The 16,353-nt window shown below is 69.7% G+C and carries 15 protein-coding genes; 7 read left to right on the top strand and 8 right to left on the bottom strand.

Annotated features, from left to right (window positions below; translation table 11 throughout):
• Positions 1–17 precede the first annotated feature (17 nt).
• The gene (locus tag DIZ26_RS25465) at positions 18–902 is read left to right on the top strand and encodes a winged helix-turn-helix transcriptional regulator (protein WP_112245806.1); all 885 of its coding nucleotides are present in this window, start codon (positions 18–20) and stop codon (positions 900–902) included.
• The gene (locus DIZ26_RS25470; protein WP_112245808.1) at positions 899–1,594 is read left to right on the top strand and encodes a 4'-phosphopantetheinyl transferase family protein; all 696 of its coding nucleotides are present in this window, start codon (positions 899–901) and stop codon (positions 1,592–1,594) included. Before DIZ26_RS25465 ends, DIZ26_RS25470 begins: the two co-directional genes overlap by 4 nt.
• Here the strand turns inward: DIZ26_RS25470 and DIZ26_RS25475 are convergent.
• The 7 genes from DIZ26_RS25475 to DIZ26_RS25505 form a co-directional block, all read right to left on the bottom strand.
• Positions 1,591–2,835: a glutamate-5-semialdehyde dehydrogenase gene (locus tag DIZ26_RS25475; protein WP_112246089.1), complete on the bottom strand. Its 1,245-nt coding sequence runs from the start codon at positions 2,833–2,835 to the stop codon at positions 1,591–1,593. The two genes, DIZ26_RS25470 and DIZ26_RS25475, sit on opposite strands and share 4 nt — an antisense overlap.
• A 43-nt stretch (positions 2,836–2,878) precedes the next feature.
• The gene (gene proB / locus DIZ26_RS25480; protein WP_112245811.1) at positions 2,879–4,000 is read right to left on the bottom strand and encodes a glutamate 5-kinase; all 1,122 of its coding nucleotides are present in this window, start codon (positions 3,998–4,000) and stop codon (positions 2,879–2,881) included.
• A gap of 57 nt (positions 4,001–4,057) precedes the next feature.
• Positions 4,058–5,698, bottom strand: a complete 1,641-nt coding sequence (gene obgE / locus DIZ26_RS25485) for a GTPase ObgE (RefSeq protein ID WP_112245814.1) — start codon at positions 5,696–5,698, stop codon at positions 4,058–4,060.
• 453 nt (positions 5,699–6,151) lie between these two features.
• A complete protein-coding gene (gene rpmA, locus DIZ26_RS25490; RefSeq protein ID WP_112245816.1) occupies positions 6,152–6,412 on the bottom strand; it encodes a 50S ribosomal protein L27 in 261 nt (86 codons plus the stop codon).
• A gap of 12 nt (positions 6,413–6,424) precedes the next feature.
• On the bottom strand, positions 6,425–6,742 hold the full coding sequence (rplU, locus tag DIZ26_RS25495; RefSeq protein ID WP_112245818.1) for a 50S ribosomal protein L21: 318 nt from the start codon (positions 6,740–6,742) through the stop codon (positions 6,425–6,427).
• A 128-nt stretch (positions 6,743–6,870) separates the two neighbouring features.
• Positions 6,871–10,551 carry an Rne/Rng family ribonuclease gene (locus DIZ26_RS25500; RefSeq protein WP_198676283.1) on the bottom strand — a complete coding sequence of 1,227 codons (3,681 nt, stop codon included), beginning with the start codon at positions 10,549–10,551 and terminating at the stop codon, positions 6,871–6,873.
• 147 nt (positions 10,552–10,698) lie between these two features.
• Positions 10,699–11,526 carry a TIGR03936 family radical SAM-associated protein gene (locus tag DIZ26_RS25505; RefSeq protein WP_112245821.1) on the bottom strand — a complete coding sequence of 276 codons (828 nt, stop codon included), beginning with the start codon at positions 11,524–11,526 and terminating at the stop codon, positions 10,699–10,701.
• Positions 11,527–11,569: 43 nt separating this feature from the next.
• Between DIZ26_RS25505 and DIZ26_RS25510 the strand changes: the two genes are divergently transcribed.
• The 5 genes from DIZ26_RS25510 to DIZ26_RS25530 all read left to right on the top strand — a co-directional run bounded on the left by DIZ26_RS25510 (position 11,570) and on the right by DIZ26_RS25530 (position 15,769).
• Entirely contained in the window at positions 11,570–12,550 is a 981-nt protein-coding gene (locus DIZ26_RS25510; protein ID WP_112245824.1) for a quinone oxidoreductase family protein, read from the top strand.
• A 113-nt stretch (positions 12,551–12,663) separates the two neighbouring features.
• Positions 12,664–13,467, top strand: a complete 804-nt coding sequence (locus DIZ26_RS25515; RefSeq protein ID WP_112245827.1) for a lysophospholipid acyltransferase family protein — start codon at positions 12,664–12,666, stop codon at positions 13,465–13,467.
• Positions 13,468–13,506: 39 nt separating this feature from the next.
• Positions 13,507–14,385, top strand: a complete 879-nt coding sequence (locus DIZ26_RS25520; RefSeq protein ID WP_112246091.1) for a prephenate dehydratase — start codon at positions 13,507–13,509, stop codon at positions 14,383–14,385.
• A 37-nt stretch (positions 14,386–14,422) separates the two neighbouring features.
• Entirely contained in the window at positions 14,423–15,406 is a 984-nt protein-coding gene (locus DIZ26_RS25525; RefSeq protein WP_112245830.1) for a GNAT family N-acetyltransferase, read from the top strand.
• A 78-nt stretch (positions 15,407–15,484) separates the two neighbouring features.
• The gene (locus DIZ26_RS25530) at positions 15,485–15,769 is read left to right on the top strand and encodes a GNAT family N-acetyltransferase (protein ID WP_232828593.1); all 285 of its coding nucleotides are present in this window, start codon (positions 15,485–15,487) and stop codon (positions 15,767–15,769) included.
• Here DIZ26_RS25530 and DIZ26_RS25535 read toward each other — a convergent pair.
• On the bottom strand, positions 15,766–16,317 hold the full coding sequence (locus DIZ26_RS25535) for a hypothetical protein (protein ID WP_112245833.1): 552 nt from the start codon (positions 16,315–16,317) through the stop codon (positions 15,766–15,768). The two genes, DIZ26_RS25530 and DIZ26_RS25535, sit on opposite strands and share 4 nt — an antisense overlap.
• Positions 16,318–16,353 lie beyond the last annotated feature (36 nt).

Below are 16,353 nucleotides of genomic sequence, written 5' to 3' on the forward strand. Positions count from 1 at the left end.
CCTGATGGGAGGGTCCTGTGCGGCGCAGCAGCTACTCACCGGAGCCCGATTGTGCGATCGCGCAGTCTCTCGCGGTGATCGGGGACGGCTGGGAACTCCTGATCGTCCGCGATGTCGCCCGCGGCGTCGATCGGTTCGACCTGCTGGCGGAATCGTTGCAGATCTCCCGGAAGGTGCTCACCGAACGCCTCAACGGCCTGCTCGACAGCGGCATCGTGGACCGTACGGCGTACCAGGAGCACCCGACGCGGTACGCCTACCACCTGACCTCACGCGGCAAGGCCCTCCTGCCCGTGCTCGTCGCCCTGCAGGACTGGGGCGATCGCTGGCTCCTCGGCGACGGCGAACTCACTGGCACCAACACCGCCGACGATGCGCCGGCCCACCGCGTCCACGAGCTGACAGGCCGCCGGATCCCTCCCGATCTCTTGCTCCCGGCAACCAACTCGGACCGATCGGATGTAGTTGCCCGGTACGCCAACGCGACGGTGATCTTCGGCTACCCGGCGACGGGCCGCCCGTCACCGCTTCCCGCGAACTGGGCCGACATCGCCGGCACCGCAGGATGCACCCTGGAAAACAAATTGTTCTCCGATCGCGCCATGGAGTTCGCCAACGCCGGCATCGCAGTCCACGGCGTCAGCACGCAGCGCCCCGATGAACAGAGGGCCTTCGCCGAGGCGGAGAACATCACCCATACGCTGCTCTCCGACACCGACCTGACCTTGACCGCGGCGCTCCGGCTACCGACCTTCCGCGCCGGCGGATACGAGCGGCTGAAGCGCATCGTTCTGGTGGCGGCTCCGGACCGCACCATCGCGGCGGTCCGCTACCCGGTGACCGATATCCCCGAGGCAGTCGACTGGGCCTTCAACACGGCCCGTCGGCTGGCGACCGGATGACGGCGGTCGAAGTCTGGTGGGCGAAGATCAGTGACGTCCGCTGGGAACTCGTCGCGGAGCTCGACGCGGCCGAGCGCGGGCGACTCGCGGCGTACGCCCGGCAAGAGGACAAGGACCGCTTCCTGCTCGGCTGCGCGGTGACCCGTCGGGTGCTCGGGATGCACCTGATGATTCCGCCGGCCGACGTGCGGCTCGACCGGACCTGCGACGACTGCGGCCGCCCCCACGGCAAGGTCCGCGCACAGGAGATGGAGCTGTCCGTTTCGCACTCGGGCGACCTGATCGCCGTCGCCTTCCACCCCGGTTCGCCGGTCGGCCTCGATGTGGAGAAGGTCGATCCCGGGATCGACGCGGATTCGCTGGCCACAGTGAGCCTCGCCGAGGTGGAGGCGAAGGAACTCGCGAAGTACGAGCCTGCGGCCAGAGCGCGCGCTTTCACGACGTACTGGACTCGCAAGGAGGCCGTCGTGAAGGCGACCGGCGACGGGATGCGGGCCGACCTGCGCCGCGTCGTCGTCAGCTCACCCGATCAACCGGCCGCGCTGGTGAACTGGCCCGAGTACGACGGGCGCGTGCAACTCGTCGACCTCGAGGCCGGTTCGGAGTACTCGGCCGCGCTCGCGATTCTCACCGGCGACCCGGTCACCGTCCACTCGATCGACGCCGCTCCCCTGCTCAAGCAGACCGGCTAGCTACGGATCTGGCCCTCGCCGATCACGACGTACTTCGTCGACGTCATCTCCGGCAGCCCCATCGGCCCGCGTGCGTGCAGCTTCTGGGTCGAGATCCCGATCTCGGCGCCGAACCCGAACTCGCCACCGTCGGTGAACCGGGTGCTCGCGTTGACCACCACCGCGGCCGAGTCGACCGCCTGGACGAAGCGTCGCGCCGCCGCCTGCGACTTCGTGATGATCGCCTCGGTGTGACTCGAGCTGTACTTGCGGATGTGCTCGACCGCGGCCTCCAGCGACGGCACCACGGCCGCGGACAGATCCAGCGAGTTGTACTCCGCGCCGAAGTCCTCCTCGGTCGCGGCGACAATGTCATTGCCTGCAGCAACAACTGCCGGATCGCCGTGGACGGTCACACCCGCGTCGGCCAGTGCGGGCAGCGCGGCGGCCAGGAACTCATCGGCGACATCCGCGTGCACCAGCAGGGATTCGGCGGCGTTGCAGACGCTCGGCCGCTGGGTCTTGGCGTTCAGCAGGATGCTCAGCGCGAGCTCCAGATCGGCCTCGGCATCGACGTACACGTGGCAGTTGCCGACTCCGGTCTCGATCACCGGCACGGTCGATTCCGAGACCACGGTCTGGATCAGCCCGGCGCCACCGCGCGGGATCAATACGTCGACGAAGCCGCGTGCCTGCATGAGTTCCTTGATCGCCGCGCGATCGCCCGGCACGCCCTGGATCACGTCGGCAGGAAGCCCAGCTGACGCGGCAGCGGACCGCAGTACGTCGATGATCGCTGCGTTCGACGAGGCTGCCGAGGACGAACCGCGCAGCAGCACGGCATTGCCTGACTTGAGGCAGATCCCGGCGGCATCGGCCGTCACGTTCGGCCGCGCCTCGTAGATGATGCCGACCACGCCGAAGGGCACGCGGACCTGGCGAAGCTCCAGCCCGTTCGGCAGGGTGTACCCGCGGACCACTTCGCCGACCGGGTCGACCAGACCGGCGAGCTGCTCGAGCCCGGCGGCCATCGCGTGAACCCGGGCCGCGTCGAGCGCCAGGCGGTCCACCGTCGACTCCGGCGTACCGGCTTCGCGTGCGGCGGCGACATCCTTCGCGTTCGCCGCGACGATCGTGTCCGTGTTCTCCCGCAACGCGGCCGCCATGGCGTGCAGGGCGGCGTCCTTGGTCGCACGTGACGCCGCGGACAACGCGTACGACGCCTCGCGGGCCTGCCGGCACAGCTCGATGATCTCGCTCACGAACCCATCGTAGGACGCGGTACCGCCCGGCTGCGAAGTCGTCTCAGAGCAGGACGAGGTCGTCACGGTGGACCACCTCACGTTCGTACGCCGCGCCGAGCTCGCGAGCCAGGTCGCGGGTGGAGCGGCCGAGAAGGTCAGGGAGCTCGGCGGCGTCGTAGTTGACCAGGCCGCGCGCGATCACCACCCCCGCCGGCGACACGAGATCGACCGGATCGCCCGCGGAGAAGGTGCCCTCGACCGCGCTGATGCCGGCCGGGAGCAGCGACGACCTGCGTTCCGTGACAGCACGGACCGCGCCGTCGTCGAGCTGGAGACGGCCTTGTCCCGAAGTGGCGTGGGCCAACCAGAGCAGCCGGGTCTTGCGACGGCGCCCGGTCGGGTGGAAGAGCGTGCCGACCGGCTCGCCGCGCAACGCCTCGCCGACCCGGGCCGCCGAGGTGAGAACGACCGGAATCCCTGCCTCGGTAGCGATTGCGGCCGCTTCGACCTTGGTCTGCATTCCGCCGGTGCCGACGCCGGACGAGCCGGTGCGACCGATCTTGAGCGGTACCAGGTCAGCCGGACCGCGGACATCGGTGATCATCGTCGTACCGGGTTTGCGCGGATCCCCGTCGTACAAGCCGTCCACGTCCGAGAGCAGGACCAGCAGGTCGGTGTGCACCAAGTGGCTGGTCAACGCAGCCAGGCGATCGTTGTCGCCGAAGCGGATCTCGGTGGTCGCGACCGTGTCGTTCTCGTTCACGATCGGGACGACGCCGAGCTCCAGCAGGCGCGCGAAAGTCCGGTAGGCATTGCGATAGTGGCTGCGTCGGGTGACATCGTCGACGGTCAGCAAGACCTGGCCGACCTTGAGGCCGTGCGCTGCGAAGGCGTCGCTGTAGCGAGCCATCAGCAGTCCTTGGCCGACCGAGGCCGCCGCCTGCTGAGTGGCGAGATCCTTCGGTCGCGAGCGCAACCCCATCGGGGCCAGCCCGGCTGCGATCGCACCGGACGAGACGAGCACGACCTCCGTGCCCTCGACGCGCCGGGCGGCGATCGCGTCCACCAGCAGACGCAACCGCTCCAGGTCGATCCGGCCGCGCTGGGTCAAGGACGACGAGCCGACCTTCACCACGATCCGCCCGGCCTTCACGACCTCTGGGCGGTGCAACACGTCCTGCATCAGTTGTCCTGACTCAGTGGGCGCATCAGCGGGGCCGGCGTCGTCGACGGCCTCCGGTCATGCGTTCTGGTTGTTGCTCTCGGCATCGATATCGATGATCTCACCGGCGGCGAACCTGCGCTCGGCCTCCAGCTCTTCGGCAGCGGCCAGCTCGCGAGCCTGTTTGCGCGCGAGCCGCTCGGCGGCCTTCTGAGCCGCCTTCGCCTCCGCCGGGGTAAGGTCGACCTCGTCCTCGACCCAGCCCTTCCCGTACTCCGACAGGTCGGCCGGGCGCTCGATCTCGCCCTCCCGCCGCAGGTGGTACTGGTAGTCCTTCTCCTTACGGCGCTGTGCCGCGGGACGGTCCTCGTCCAGCCGCTGGTCCTCGCCGCGGCGCGCCAGCAGCTCCGCGCCTGCCTGGACCTCGGGGGCGAAGTCGAAGACGACCGCGTTCGGGCCGTCACCGATCGACACCGCGTCGCCCGCCACCGCGCCCAGCTCGAGCAGTTGGCGCTCGACCCCGAGCCGGTTCAGCCGGTCCGCAAGGTATCCGGTCGCTTCCGCGTTGTTGAAGTCGGTCTGCCGGACCCAGCGCTCGGGCTTCTCACCCTGAATGAGCCAGCCGTCGGGCGTCTTCTTGACCTTGAACTCCTGGCCGCCGGTCGCCCGCGGACGAAGGATGATCCGGGTGTTGTCCGGCTTCTCCTCCTCAGCGCGGCGCTTCGCGACGATCTCGGCCATCGCGAACTTCAGCGCGTCCAGGCCCTCGTGGCTCGCGGTCGAGATCGAGAACACCTTCAGACCGCGCTCCTCGAGCTCGGTCGTCACCATCTCGGCGATCTCCTTGGCGTCCGGCACGTCCACCTTGTTCAGCGCGACCAGCCGCGGCCGGTCCTCCAGGCCACCGTGCGCCGCGAGCTCGGCCTCGATCACGTCGAGGTCGCTCAGCGGGTCCCGGCCAGGCTCGTAGGTCGCGCAGTCGATCACGTGCACCAGCGCGGCGCACCGCTCCACGTGCCGCAGGAAGTCGTGGCCGAGCCCGCGTCCCTCGCTCGCACCCTCGATCAGGCCTGGTACGTCGGCGACCGTGAACGTGTGCTCACCGGCGACGACGACGCCCAGGTTCGGGATCAGGGTGGTGAAGGGGTAGTCGGCGATCTTCGGGCGGGCCCGGCTGATCGAGGCGATCAGCGACGACTTGCCCGCGCTCGGGAAGCCGACCAGACCGATATCGGCGACGACCTTGAGCTCGAGGACGATCGTCCGCTCTTCGCCGTCCTCACCGAGCAGGGCGAAACCGGGGGCCTTGCGGCTCGAACTCGCCAGCGCCGCGTTTCCCAGGCCGCCCTTGCCGCCCGCGGCCGCGACGTACTCCGCGCCGTGGCCGACCAGGTCGGCGAGCACCTCGCCTTCCGGCGTACTGACCACGGTGCCGTCGGGGACGGGCAGGATGATGTCGGCGCCCTTGCTGCCGGCCTGGTGATCGCCCTTGCCCTGCGTGCCGTTCGTAGCGGAACGGTGGGAAGAGCGGTGGTAGTCCACCAGCGTGGTCTGGTCGAGATCGACGCGCAGGATGACGCTGCCGCCGTCACCGCCGTTGCCGCCGTCCGGGCCGCCGAGGGGTTTGAACTTCTCGCTGTGCACCGAGGCGCAGCCGTTTCCGCCGTTGCCACCGGTGACGTGCACCGTGACCCGGTCGACAAAGCTGGGAATCGCCATCGGTGTTCAACTTCCTGCTGGGTGAATGCTGTACCACGCCCGCCAGGCGAGCGCCCTTCGAACCTTCGTACTGCGCTTCGCTGGAGCGGCGCGCTTTCGTGCTTACCTTCGTACTGCGCTCCGCCGGGGCGGCGCGCCTTCGTACTGCGCTCCGCCGGGGCGGCGCGCCTTCGTACTGCGCTCCGCCGGGGCGACGCGCTTTCGTGCTTACCTCGTGCTGCGCTTCGCCAGGGCGGCGCGCTTTCCTGCTTACCTTCGTACTGCGCTTCGCCGGGGCGGCGCGCTTTCGTGCTTACCTTCGTACTGCGCTTCGCCGAGGCGGCGCGCTTTGGTGCTTACCGTCGTGGTCCGCTCTGGGTGAGCGGGGTACTTCCTACATAGCCGAAGGGCGGGTCGCGCTATTCCGCGACCCGCCCTTCGAGAAGGCTCTTGTAACTCGTCCGGGTGGCGGTGTTACTCCGCCGGGGCCGGGACGATGTTGACGACGCGACGCCCGCGACGGGTGCCGAACTCGACGTGCCCCTCGGCCAGCGCGAACAGGGTGTCGTCGCCGCCACGGCCGACCAGGTTGCCCGGGTGGAAGTGGGTACCGCGCTGGCGAACGATGATCTCGCCGGCGTTGACCAGCTGGCCACCGAAGCGCTTCACGCCGAGCCGCTGTGCGTTGGAGTCGCGACCGTTACGGGTCGACGCTGCTCCCTTTTTGTGTGCCATGTCTGTCTCAGCTCACTTCTTCTTGGCGTCGATCGCGGTGACCTTGACCTGGGTGTAGTGCTGACGGTGCCCCTGGCGCTTGCGGTAACCGGTCTTGTTCTTGTACTTGAGGATGTTGATCTTCGGGCCCTTGGTGCGGCCGAGGACCTCGGCCGATACGGCCACCTTGGACAAAGCGGCGGCATCGGCCGTCACGGTGTCGCCATCGACGACGAGGACTGCGGGCAACGACACCGTGTCGCCGACCTGATCAGTCAGGCTGTCGATCTCGATGACATCGCCGACGGCGACCTTCTGCTGGGTGCCGCCACTGCGCACGATCGCGTACACCGTGGATCTCACTCTCTGTTTGTTCGGAAGTCTTACGGGGCTGGTGCCACACTTACGCACCGCCCACACAAAGGAGGCACGCGAGACGCGCGCCGAATGACAAGAATACGGCGCGCGTCACGAGTGGGTCAAACCGGGGTGGACGCCAGCTCCGCGGCACCGACCTGCTGGTCTGTCCCATTGTTGCCTGCGTCACCTTCAGTACTGCTCGCATTGCTCCGGCTACGGCTGCTCCGCCGCCTCCGGGAACTACCGTTCCGCCCCGAGCTGTTCTGCTCGGACTTCTCCTCCGAGCCGCTCTGATCGTCCGCTGAGGCACTCTGAGCGTCGGCTGAGGCGTTCTGGCCGTCCGCTGCGGCGGTCGGAGCGACCGTCGAAGGCTCGCTGTCGAGCACCGCGCTCTCACCTTCGGCACCGGACCGCTGGTTGCGACGACGGCGCCCGCTGCCCCGGCCGGCTTCGCGGTGCTCCTCGGATGGCTGGTCCGCAGCCGGGGTGGCCTGATCGCCCTGCTCAGTTCCGCCTCGGGCAGCGCTGAGGTTGCTGTCGTCGCCGTGCGCCTTCTCGCTGTCCGCGTGGCCGGCGGTGTGCTTCTCACCGTTGGCGTGGTCGCCGGTGTGCTTCTCGCCTCCTGCGAGGGTGGCGGCGGCGATCTGGGCCAGCTTCTGGGCGGCGTCGCCGTTCGACGGGGTCTCGGCCGGTTCGGCGTGCTCGGCGACGTTCTCGCCCCGGCCACGACCGCGGCCACGGCCCCGGCTGCGGGAGCTCTTCTTCGCGCCCTCACCGTCACCGCCCTGGTCGCCACCATGACCGTTCTGGCCCTGCTGACCGCCTTGGCTCTGACCGCCAGAGTTCTGACCGCCAGAGTTCTGACCGCCCGAGTTCTGACCGCCAGAGTTCTGGCTACCAGAGTTCTGACCGCCCGAGTTCTGGCGGCTGCGGCCGTCGTCCGCGCGGCGGCGCGATTCCTTCGGCTCGTCGTGCAGGATCAGCCCGCGGCCACCGCAGTGGTCGCAGTTCTCGCTGAACGCCTCCAGCAGGCCGGTCCCGATCCGCTTCCGCGTCATCTGGACCAACCCGAGCGACGTCACCTCGGCGACCTGGTGCTTGGTCCGGTCGCGGCCCAGGCACTCGACCAGCCGGCGCAGTACGAGGTCGCGGTTGAGTTCCAGCACCATGTCGATGAAGTCGATCACGATGATGCCGCCGATGTCGCGCAGCCGCAGCTGGCGGACGATCTCCTCGGCCGCTTCCAGGTTGTTCTTGGTGACCGTCTCCTCGAGGTTGCCCCCGGAGCCGGTGAACTTGCCGGTGTTGACGTCGACGACGGTCATCGCCTCGGTCCGGTCGATGATCAGCGAACCACCCGACGGTAGCCAGACCTTGCGGTCGAGCGCCTTCTTGATCTGCTCGTCGATCCGGTAGTTGGAGAACACGTCCCCGTCACCGGCCCACTTCTCGACCCGCTCGGCCAGGTGCGGCGCGACGGACGCGACGTACTCCTTGACCTGGTCGAAGGCGTCGTCGCCGGAGATGACCAGCTTGGTGAAGTCCTCGGTGAACAGGTCGCGGACGACCCGGATCAGCAGGTCCGGCTCGCCGTGCAGCAACTGCGGCGCCTGGCCGGACTTCGACTTCTTGTCGATGTCCTCCCAGTACGCCTGCAGGCGGCTGACGTCGGCGGTCAGCTCCTCCTCGGTGGCGCCCTCGGCCGCGGTGCGGACGATCACGCCCGCCTCGTCCGGGACGATGTCCTTGAGGATGGTCTTCAGCCGGTTCCGCTCGGTGTCGGGCAGCTTGCGGCTGATCCCGCCGTTGCCGCCGCGCGGTACGTACACGACGTACCGGCCGGGCAGGCTGATCTGGTTGGTGAGCCGGGCGCCCTTGTGGCCGATCGGGTCCTTGGTCACCTGGACCAGGACGGCCTGGCCGGACTTGAGCACCGACTCGATCTTGCGCGGGCCGTTGCCGGCACCGAGGGTGGCCCAGTCGACCTCACCGGCGTACAGGACGGCGTTGCGGCCCTTGCCGATGTCGATGAACGCGGCCTCCATGCTCGGCAGCACGTTCTGCACGCGGCCGAGGTACACGTTGCCGATCAGCGAACTCTGCTCGGCCGTGGTCACGTAGTGCTCGACCAGCACGTTGTCCTCGGACACCGCGATCTGGGTCAGGTCGTCGCGGGCCCGGATCACCATCGTCCGCTCGACCGACTCGCGCCGGGCCAGGAACTCGGCCTCGGTGACGATCGGCGCGCGGCGGCGGCCGGCGGCGCGACCCTCACGGCGGCGCTGCTTCTTCGCCTCCAGCCGGGTCGAGCCCTCGACTGCGGTGATCTCGTTCGAGGTGTTCTTGCTGCGCGGCTCGCGGACCCGAACGACGATCTCGTCCGGGTCGTCCGGTGCGGACGCGGCTTCCTCGCCCTTGCGGCGACGGCGACGGCGACGACGGCGCGACGAGCTGCCCGCGCCTTCCGCGTCGTCCTCGGCGTCGTTGTGGTCGTCGGCGTCGTCCGCGTCGGACTGGTTCTCGGCGTCGTCCTCGGAGTCGTCGTCGTTCTCGTCGGCGCTGTCCTCGGAACCGTCCGCGTCCCCGGCCTTGCGGCGGCGACGGCCACCGCGGCGACGGCGGCGGCGACGGGTGCCCTCAGCACCGTCCTCGCCGTCAGCGTCATCCGCCTCGGCGTCGGACTCGGTGCCCTCGTGGTCGGTGACGTCTTCGGGGTCGATCCGGCGGGCCTCTTCGAGGACCGGCTCGGCGCGGTCGGCGGCGACCTCTTCGGCGTCGCGCGTGCGACGGCTGCGGCGACGGTTCCTGGTGGTCGGCTGCTCGTCCTCGACCTCGACCGGCTCGGCCGCTACGGCCTCGGTCTCGGTGGTCTGGGTTGCTTCGGCCGCACGCTCGGCGGCGGTCGAGCGACGCCTGGTACGACGTCCGCTCGGCGCGACGGCGTCGTCGGTGTCCGCGCCGGCCGGGACTGCCTCGACCGGGCTGGTCGCAGCGGCCTGCGCCGGTACTTCGGTCGGTGCCTGGAAGAGCACGGCGGCAGCGGCAGGCGCCCGGCGGCGGCGACGGGTAGAGGTCTCGGCGGGTGCTGCGAGGGCTGCGGCCTCAGCGGCCAGCGCCTCAGCGGCGGCGGCTTCGGCAGCCGCGGCGGCCTCGGCCTCGGCCAACGCCTCCTCGTCGACCTCGGCTTCGACTCCAGAGCCGTCAGCGCCAGAGCCGGAACCGTCACTGACCGGGCTGGTCTCCGCGTCGGCGACCGGGCCGTCGGTGACGGGGGTGTCCTGGGCCTGCAGGTCGGCCTTGCGGGCGGCGGCGCTCTTGCGGGTGCTGCGCTTACGCGTGGTCTTCGCCGGCGGGGCGCCCTCAGCAACGACGTCAGCGCCGGCCTCAGCAGCAGTCTCAGGCGCAGGCTCGGCCGGCGAAGTGGCTGATTCGTCAGTCAGTTCGGGGAAGGCGTCCTGCGACGCGGCGGCCTTCTTGGCCGGGCGCTTGGCAGCAGCTTTCTTCACGGTCCGCTTGGCGGCCGTCTTCTTCGCGGCCCGCTTCGCCGGGGCGGGCGCCGGATCGGCGGACTCGGCATCGGACTGCGTGCTGATCGCGGTCTCGACCGGCTCCGCGTTCTGGACGCCGGCCGTGCTGTCGGCAAGCTGCGCACCGGCGTCGGTCGGGGCGGCCTTCGCGCCAGCGGCCTTCTTGGCTGGGCGCTTGCGGGCCGTCTTCTTGGCAGACGCCTTGGCGGGCTGCTCGGGGGCGGTGGCAGCCGTGTCGGCTGTCTGGGTGTCGTTCGGCTCGTTTTCGAGCATGTGGTGCGGGTCTCCTCTGGCCCTCCGGCGCATCCTGCGACCCCTGTCACGGGTCCGGCGCAGCCAGAAAGCGGTCTCGGTCTCGCCGCTCCCGGCAGTCGATGCCCGGTCCGGCGGAAGCCTCCTGGTCCCGCTCCCCCGCGCTCGTCAGGGCACAGATGGAGCGGCGGCGTCGCCCTCCGCTACATGCGTCTGGTGGTCGACCGCCTGGCCGGTCGCGGTCGCCTGGGTGGCGTCGCGGTCACGAGCGAGCGGATCGTCCACAGTGCCGGTTGCCGCCAGAAGCGGGCCCTGGGCGAGCCTGGTCAGAAGAGCCGGGCCCGTCACCGGAAGCGTCGCTACGTCGAGCACGCCGGCGAGAACGTCGTCGGGTCTCACGGCCGGGGTTCCGTGCCGTAACACCACTTGCAGTATCGCACACGTCGCAACCGGCACCGGTTCACTGCCGACCGCGAGTCGGAGTACGGCGTCCCGACAGTCGAACGAGCGAAGTCCCCGCTTGGTCATGCGCTCGACCAGAATTTCCTCCCGGGCCAGGAACGCCTCGACCGCTCGCTGGGCGTCGGCCGGATCCACGCCTGGCAACGAGATCAGCCACTCGCTCGCCTCCAGCCGGTCGGCCAGCGAGCCGGCGCCCGCGACCACCACCTCGAGGATGTCCAGTCCGGGCGGCAGCGCCGCGTCCAGGTCGGCCTTGACCTGCTCGGGATCTCGCTGCTGTGTGAGCGAGATCTCCAAGTACTCCGCCTCCGAGGCGGCCCCGGTCGGCGCGGCACCGGCGTACGAGATCTTCGGGTGCGGGCTGAAGCCGTGCGAGAACGCGACCGGCAGGTCCGCCCGCCGGACGGCGCGCTCGAACGCCCGCTGGAAGTCGCGGTGCGAGGTGAACCGCAGCCGGCCGCGCTTGGCGAAGCGGATCCGCAGCTTCTGGACGGCGGGAAGCTGCTGGGACGGCGGAGCCTGAACTGGTGCCACGCGATCATTCTGGCAGCACCACCCACCCCGAGAGGAATCACCGATGCGCGCGCTGCTCTTCGACGAACCCGCTGCCGACACCGCGACCACCCGGGTCGCGGAGGTCCCCACGCCGGAACCGGGGCCGGGAGAGCTGTCGATCGACGTCCGCGCGGCCGGGGTGAACTTCATCGACGTGATGGCCCGGCGGGGCGATCCCGGGTACGCGACCAGCTGGCCGTTCGTCCCCGGTCTGGAGGTCGCCGGAACGGTCCGCGCGCTCGGCCCCGACGTCAGCGGCCCGGCCGTCGGTACGCCGGTGGCCGCGTTCACCGGATCAGGTGGCCTCGCCGAAGTCGCCGTCGTGCGGGCGGAGCGGGTCGTCGCGATACCGGAAGGGCTGTCGTACGAGCAGGCCGCTGTGGCTCCGGGGACGCTCACCACTGCCGCTCTCCTGCTCGGACCCGCCGGCCGGCTGCGCAAGGGCGACATCGTGCTCGTCCACTCGGCAGCAGGCGGCGTCGGTCAGGCGCTCGCCTCGCTGGCTCGCCTCAACGGAGCCGGCCTGCTTCTCGGAACCGTAGGCGGCGCGAGCCGGGTGGCCGCCGCCGAAGCGAGCGGGTACGACGCCGCGCTGGTCCGTGGCGACGGTCTCGCGGATGCTGTCCGCGAGAAGACCGGCGGCCGCCGGGTGGACCTCATCCTCGATCCGCAAGGCACGGAATGGCTCGAGACCGATCTCGAACTCGTCGCCGCGGGCGGCCGGATCGTGCTGTTCGGCAACGCGGGCGGTACGGCGCTGACGTTGCCGCCGGCCGGCCGGTTGTTCGGCGGCAACGTCTCGATCGGTGGCTTCAGCGTCCGCGGGTACGCCGCGAACGCGCCGCACCTGATCGCCGAGGCCCTGGCGGACGTGCTGGCGAAGGTGAGCGCGGGCGACCTGTCGATCGAACTCACGGCCGTCGACGGTCTCGACAGGGCCGCTGACGCCCAGCAGGCGCTGGCCGAAGGACGCGGCGAGGGGAAGTACGTCGTACGGATCTGACCGGAGACGCGTGTCCCCGCACAAGTTCCGCGAGCGATCGCCGCGCTGGCCACGCGCCTACCGGGCGTCGTACGGCATCATGAGGGCTCGGGGAACGTGAGGAGAGGACATCGATGACGGAACCGGCGCAGTCGCCGCGGCCCGAACCGGACCGCACCACCGGAGTCGACGACCCTGGTGAAGGCGACGGCAAGGGCATCTACTGGGTGCTGAAGCACGTGATCGTCGGCCCGCCGGTGAAGCGGTTGTTCCGCCCGAAGGTCGAGGGCGCGGAGAACATCCCCGTCACCGGCCCCGCGATCATCGCCAGCAACCACCTGTCGTACGCCGACTGGATCTTCATGCCGCTGGTACTGCGCCGCCGCGTCACCTTCGTCGCCAAGTCCGACTACTTCACCGGTGCCGGGATCAAGGGCACCTTCCAGCGCGGGTTCTTCAAGGGCACCGGCCAGGTGCCGATCGACCGGTCCGGCGGTTCGGCGTCCGAGGGCGCGATCCGGGCCGGGATGAAGGTGCTCGAGCGCGGCGACCTGTTCGGCATCTACCCCGAGGGCACCCGCTCGCACGACGGGAAGCTGTACAAGGGCCGGACCGGCGTCGCCCGGCTGGCGCTGGAGGCCAAGGTGCCGGTGATCCCGTGCGGCGTGATCGGGACCGACGTGGTCGCCCCGCCCGGCAAGATCGTCGCCTCGCTCGCCTCCCCGACGGTCAAGTTCGGCGAGCCGCTGGACTTCTCGCGGTACGACGGGATGGAAGGCGACCGGCTGATCCTGCGGGCCGTCACCGACGAGATCATGTACCGGATCATGGAACTGTCCGGCCAGGAGTACGTCGACATGTACGCCACCAAGGCCAAGGCGCTGGAGGGCCGGGCGACCACCGGCGCCCCGAAGAAGGTCCGCAAGTCGGACACCTGATCCAGAGGGTGAGACAGCATGGCGCTAGGCTGGGAAACCGTGGACGGACCGATCGCGTACCAGGGTGAGCCAGGGGCCAATTCGGCGATGGCGTGCACCGAGATGTTCCCCGAGCGGGAACAGTTGCCCTGCACAACGTTCGAGGACGCGCTGGAGGCGGTCAGCACCGGGCGGGCCGGGCTGGCGATGATCCCGGTCGACAACTCGATCGCCGGCCGGGTCGCCGACATCCATCACCTGCTGCCGGACTCCGGGCTGCACATCATCGGCGAGTTCTTCCTGCCGATCCACTTCCAGCTGATGGCGACGCCGGGGACGTCGATCGAGTCGATCCGGACCGTTCGCAGTCACGTGCACGCGCTCGGGCAGTGCCGCAAGATCATCCGCGAGCACGGCTGGTCGACGGTCGTCGCCGATGACACGGCCGGCTCGGCGCGCGAAGTCTCCGAGCTGCAGGACCCGACGATCGCCGCCCTGTCGCCGCTCGCCGCCGCCGAGCTCTACGGACTGGACATCCTGGCTCGCGATGTCGAGGACGAGCACCACAACACGACCCGGTTCCTGGTGCTGTCCCGCGAACCGCACGTGCCGCCGGTGGGTTCGGGGCCGACGATCACGAGCTTCGTCTACCGGGTCCGCAACGTGCCGGCCGCGCTGTACAAGGCGATGGGCGGCTTCGCGACCAACGGCGTCAACATGACGAAACTGGAGAGCTACCAGCTCGGCGGCTCGTTCTTCGCCACCCAGTTCTACGCCGACGTCGAAGGCCACCCCGAGGACCCGAACGTCGCGCTCGCCCTGGAGGAGCTCGCTTTCTTCTCGGTCGAGGTCCGCCTCCTCGGCGTCTACCCGGCCCACCCCTTCCGCGAACAGATCGCCGAACCGGCCGCCAACCGAGCCCTCCGCCCCCACCACTGACACTCGGTTGCCAGAGCCGCTTGCGTACGGTCGTGGGATGGAGATCGTCAGCGTCGGTGAGCAGGGGTTGTTCCGGGCCACGTACGCGGTGATCCAGGCCGCGTCCCGGCGGGAGTTCCCCTCGGCGATCCCGGCGGACGAGGCGTGGAAGCTGGTGGAGTCGCCGCCCGCGGAGTACAGGTTCAGTTGTCTTGCGGCTGTCGAAGACGCCGAGGTTGTCGGCGGCGCGTGGCTGACGTGGTCGCTGGCCGAGAACCGGCAACTGCTCGTCGCCGAACTCGGCGTCGAGGCCGGACATCGTAGGCAGGGCACTGGGTCGGCGCTGCTGGACGCAGCGAAGGCCGCGGGTCTCGCCGATGGCCGAAACGCCTTGCTGTGCGAGATATTCAGCCCGTACGGCGAGGGCCCGGGCGCCGGCCCCGCCTTCGCCGAAGCGCGCGGATTCACTCAGCAGTACGCCGCATTGCACCAGGTGCTCGACTTTCCAGTGGCCGGCCTGGCCGAGATGGCCGCCGAGGTCGCTCAACACCACCGCGACTACTCCCTCGCCACCTGGCCGAACGGATGCCCGGACGAGTACGTCGAGCAGTACTGCGGATTGCTCAGCCTCATCGACGACGAGGTCCCCCTCGACGACCTGGAGATCGAGGCGAAGCGCTGGACGCCCGAACGCCTCCGCTCGGTCGAAGCGCGTCGGCGTACGGCCGGTCACCTCACCAGTACGACGGTCGCCATCGCGCCGGACGGAACTCTCGCCGGCTACACCGAACTGACCGGCAAGCCCCAGCAGCCCGACCGCCTCGATCAGCACGACACCCTGGTCCGCCCCGAACATCGCGGGCAACGTCTCGGTCTGGCACTCAAGATCGCCAACCTGCAGGCTTTGCAGGCGCGCATCGCCGGACCCGCCACGATCCACACCACGAACGCGATCGCCAACACCCCGATGATCGCGGTCAACACCCAACTGGGCTTCCGCCCGGTCGAACACCAGCAAGTCTGGGTCGCCACTCTCGACTGACCCGAAGGTAGGGGCTTCTCGTGATACGCCGCATGGCGAACTGGAGCAAGAGGGCGGTTCTGTCACACCACGGTGGCGGTGGACGGAAACGGCCGGCTGGCGGCGTACACGCAGATGGGTGGCGCGGGCGACGAGCCCGGCCGGCTCTACCAATGGGACACCTTCGTCTGGCCGGAGCATCGCGGTAAGGGGCTCGGCATGGCGGTGAAGGTTCCGAACCTGCGTTCGTTGCAGGCCGGCCTCGACCGTCCCGCCGTGCTGCACACCTGGAACGCGCCGGAGAACGGCCCAATGATCCGCGTGAACGAACAGCTCGGCTTTCGTGCCGTCGATCGGCGCAGCAGCTGGGAACGGGCCTGCTAGCGGAGGAACTTCCAAGACGGGTAGGCCGCGCTCAGTACGTCGTGATGGCCGGACCAGTCGGTGGGGTCTCGGCGTACGGGGTCGAGGGTGTCCGGGTGGCCGCCGACGATGCGGTAGCCCCAGCTGAAGGCGGCGATCGGTTCGAGGGCGCGGGTGTGGATGACGTCGGGGGCGATCACCAGGAAGGTGTCGGCGTGCCACTCGCCGTCGGGGTGCCCTGGGTTGGCCGGGGCGTCGAAGAACGTGGGCAGGTAGCCGTAGGCGTAGAGCGGTCCGGCTTCGGCGAGGAACGGGAGTACGTCGACGGACACGTCGCCGTCGAAGCTCCTGGTGATCACCTGCACCCAGCCCATGATCGCGTTGAGTCCCTGCCCGTAGTACCGCAGCGTCGCCAGGCAGATCGGGAACCCACGGAACGCTTCCGCGTCGAGCCCCGGTACGACGAGCCGGTGCCCGGACGCCCACGGGTCGTCGTTGGGCTGCACCCGGACGTTGATCAGCCCGCGCTCGCCCCTGACCTCGAACGGCACTGAGACCTCACGTCGCATCGGTCGCCCTCCCCTCGCACTTCGCAGCAATTCTCC

This window comes from Kribbella monticola (assembly GCF_003261635.1).
In the GTDB taxonomy this organism is placed as follows: Bacteria; Actinomycetota; Actinomycetes; order Propionibacteriales; family Kribbellaceae; genus Kribbella; species Kribbella monticola.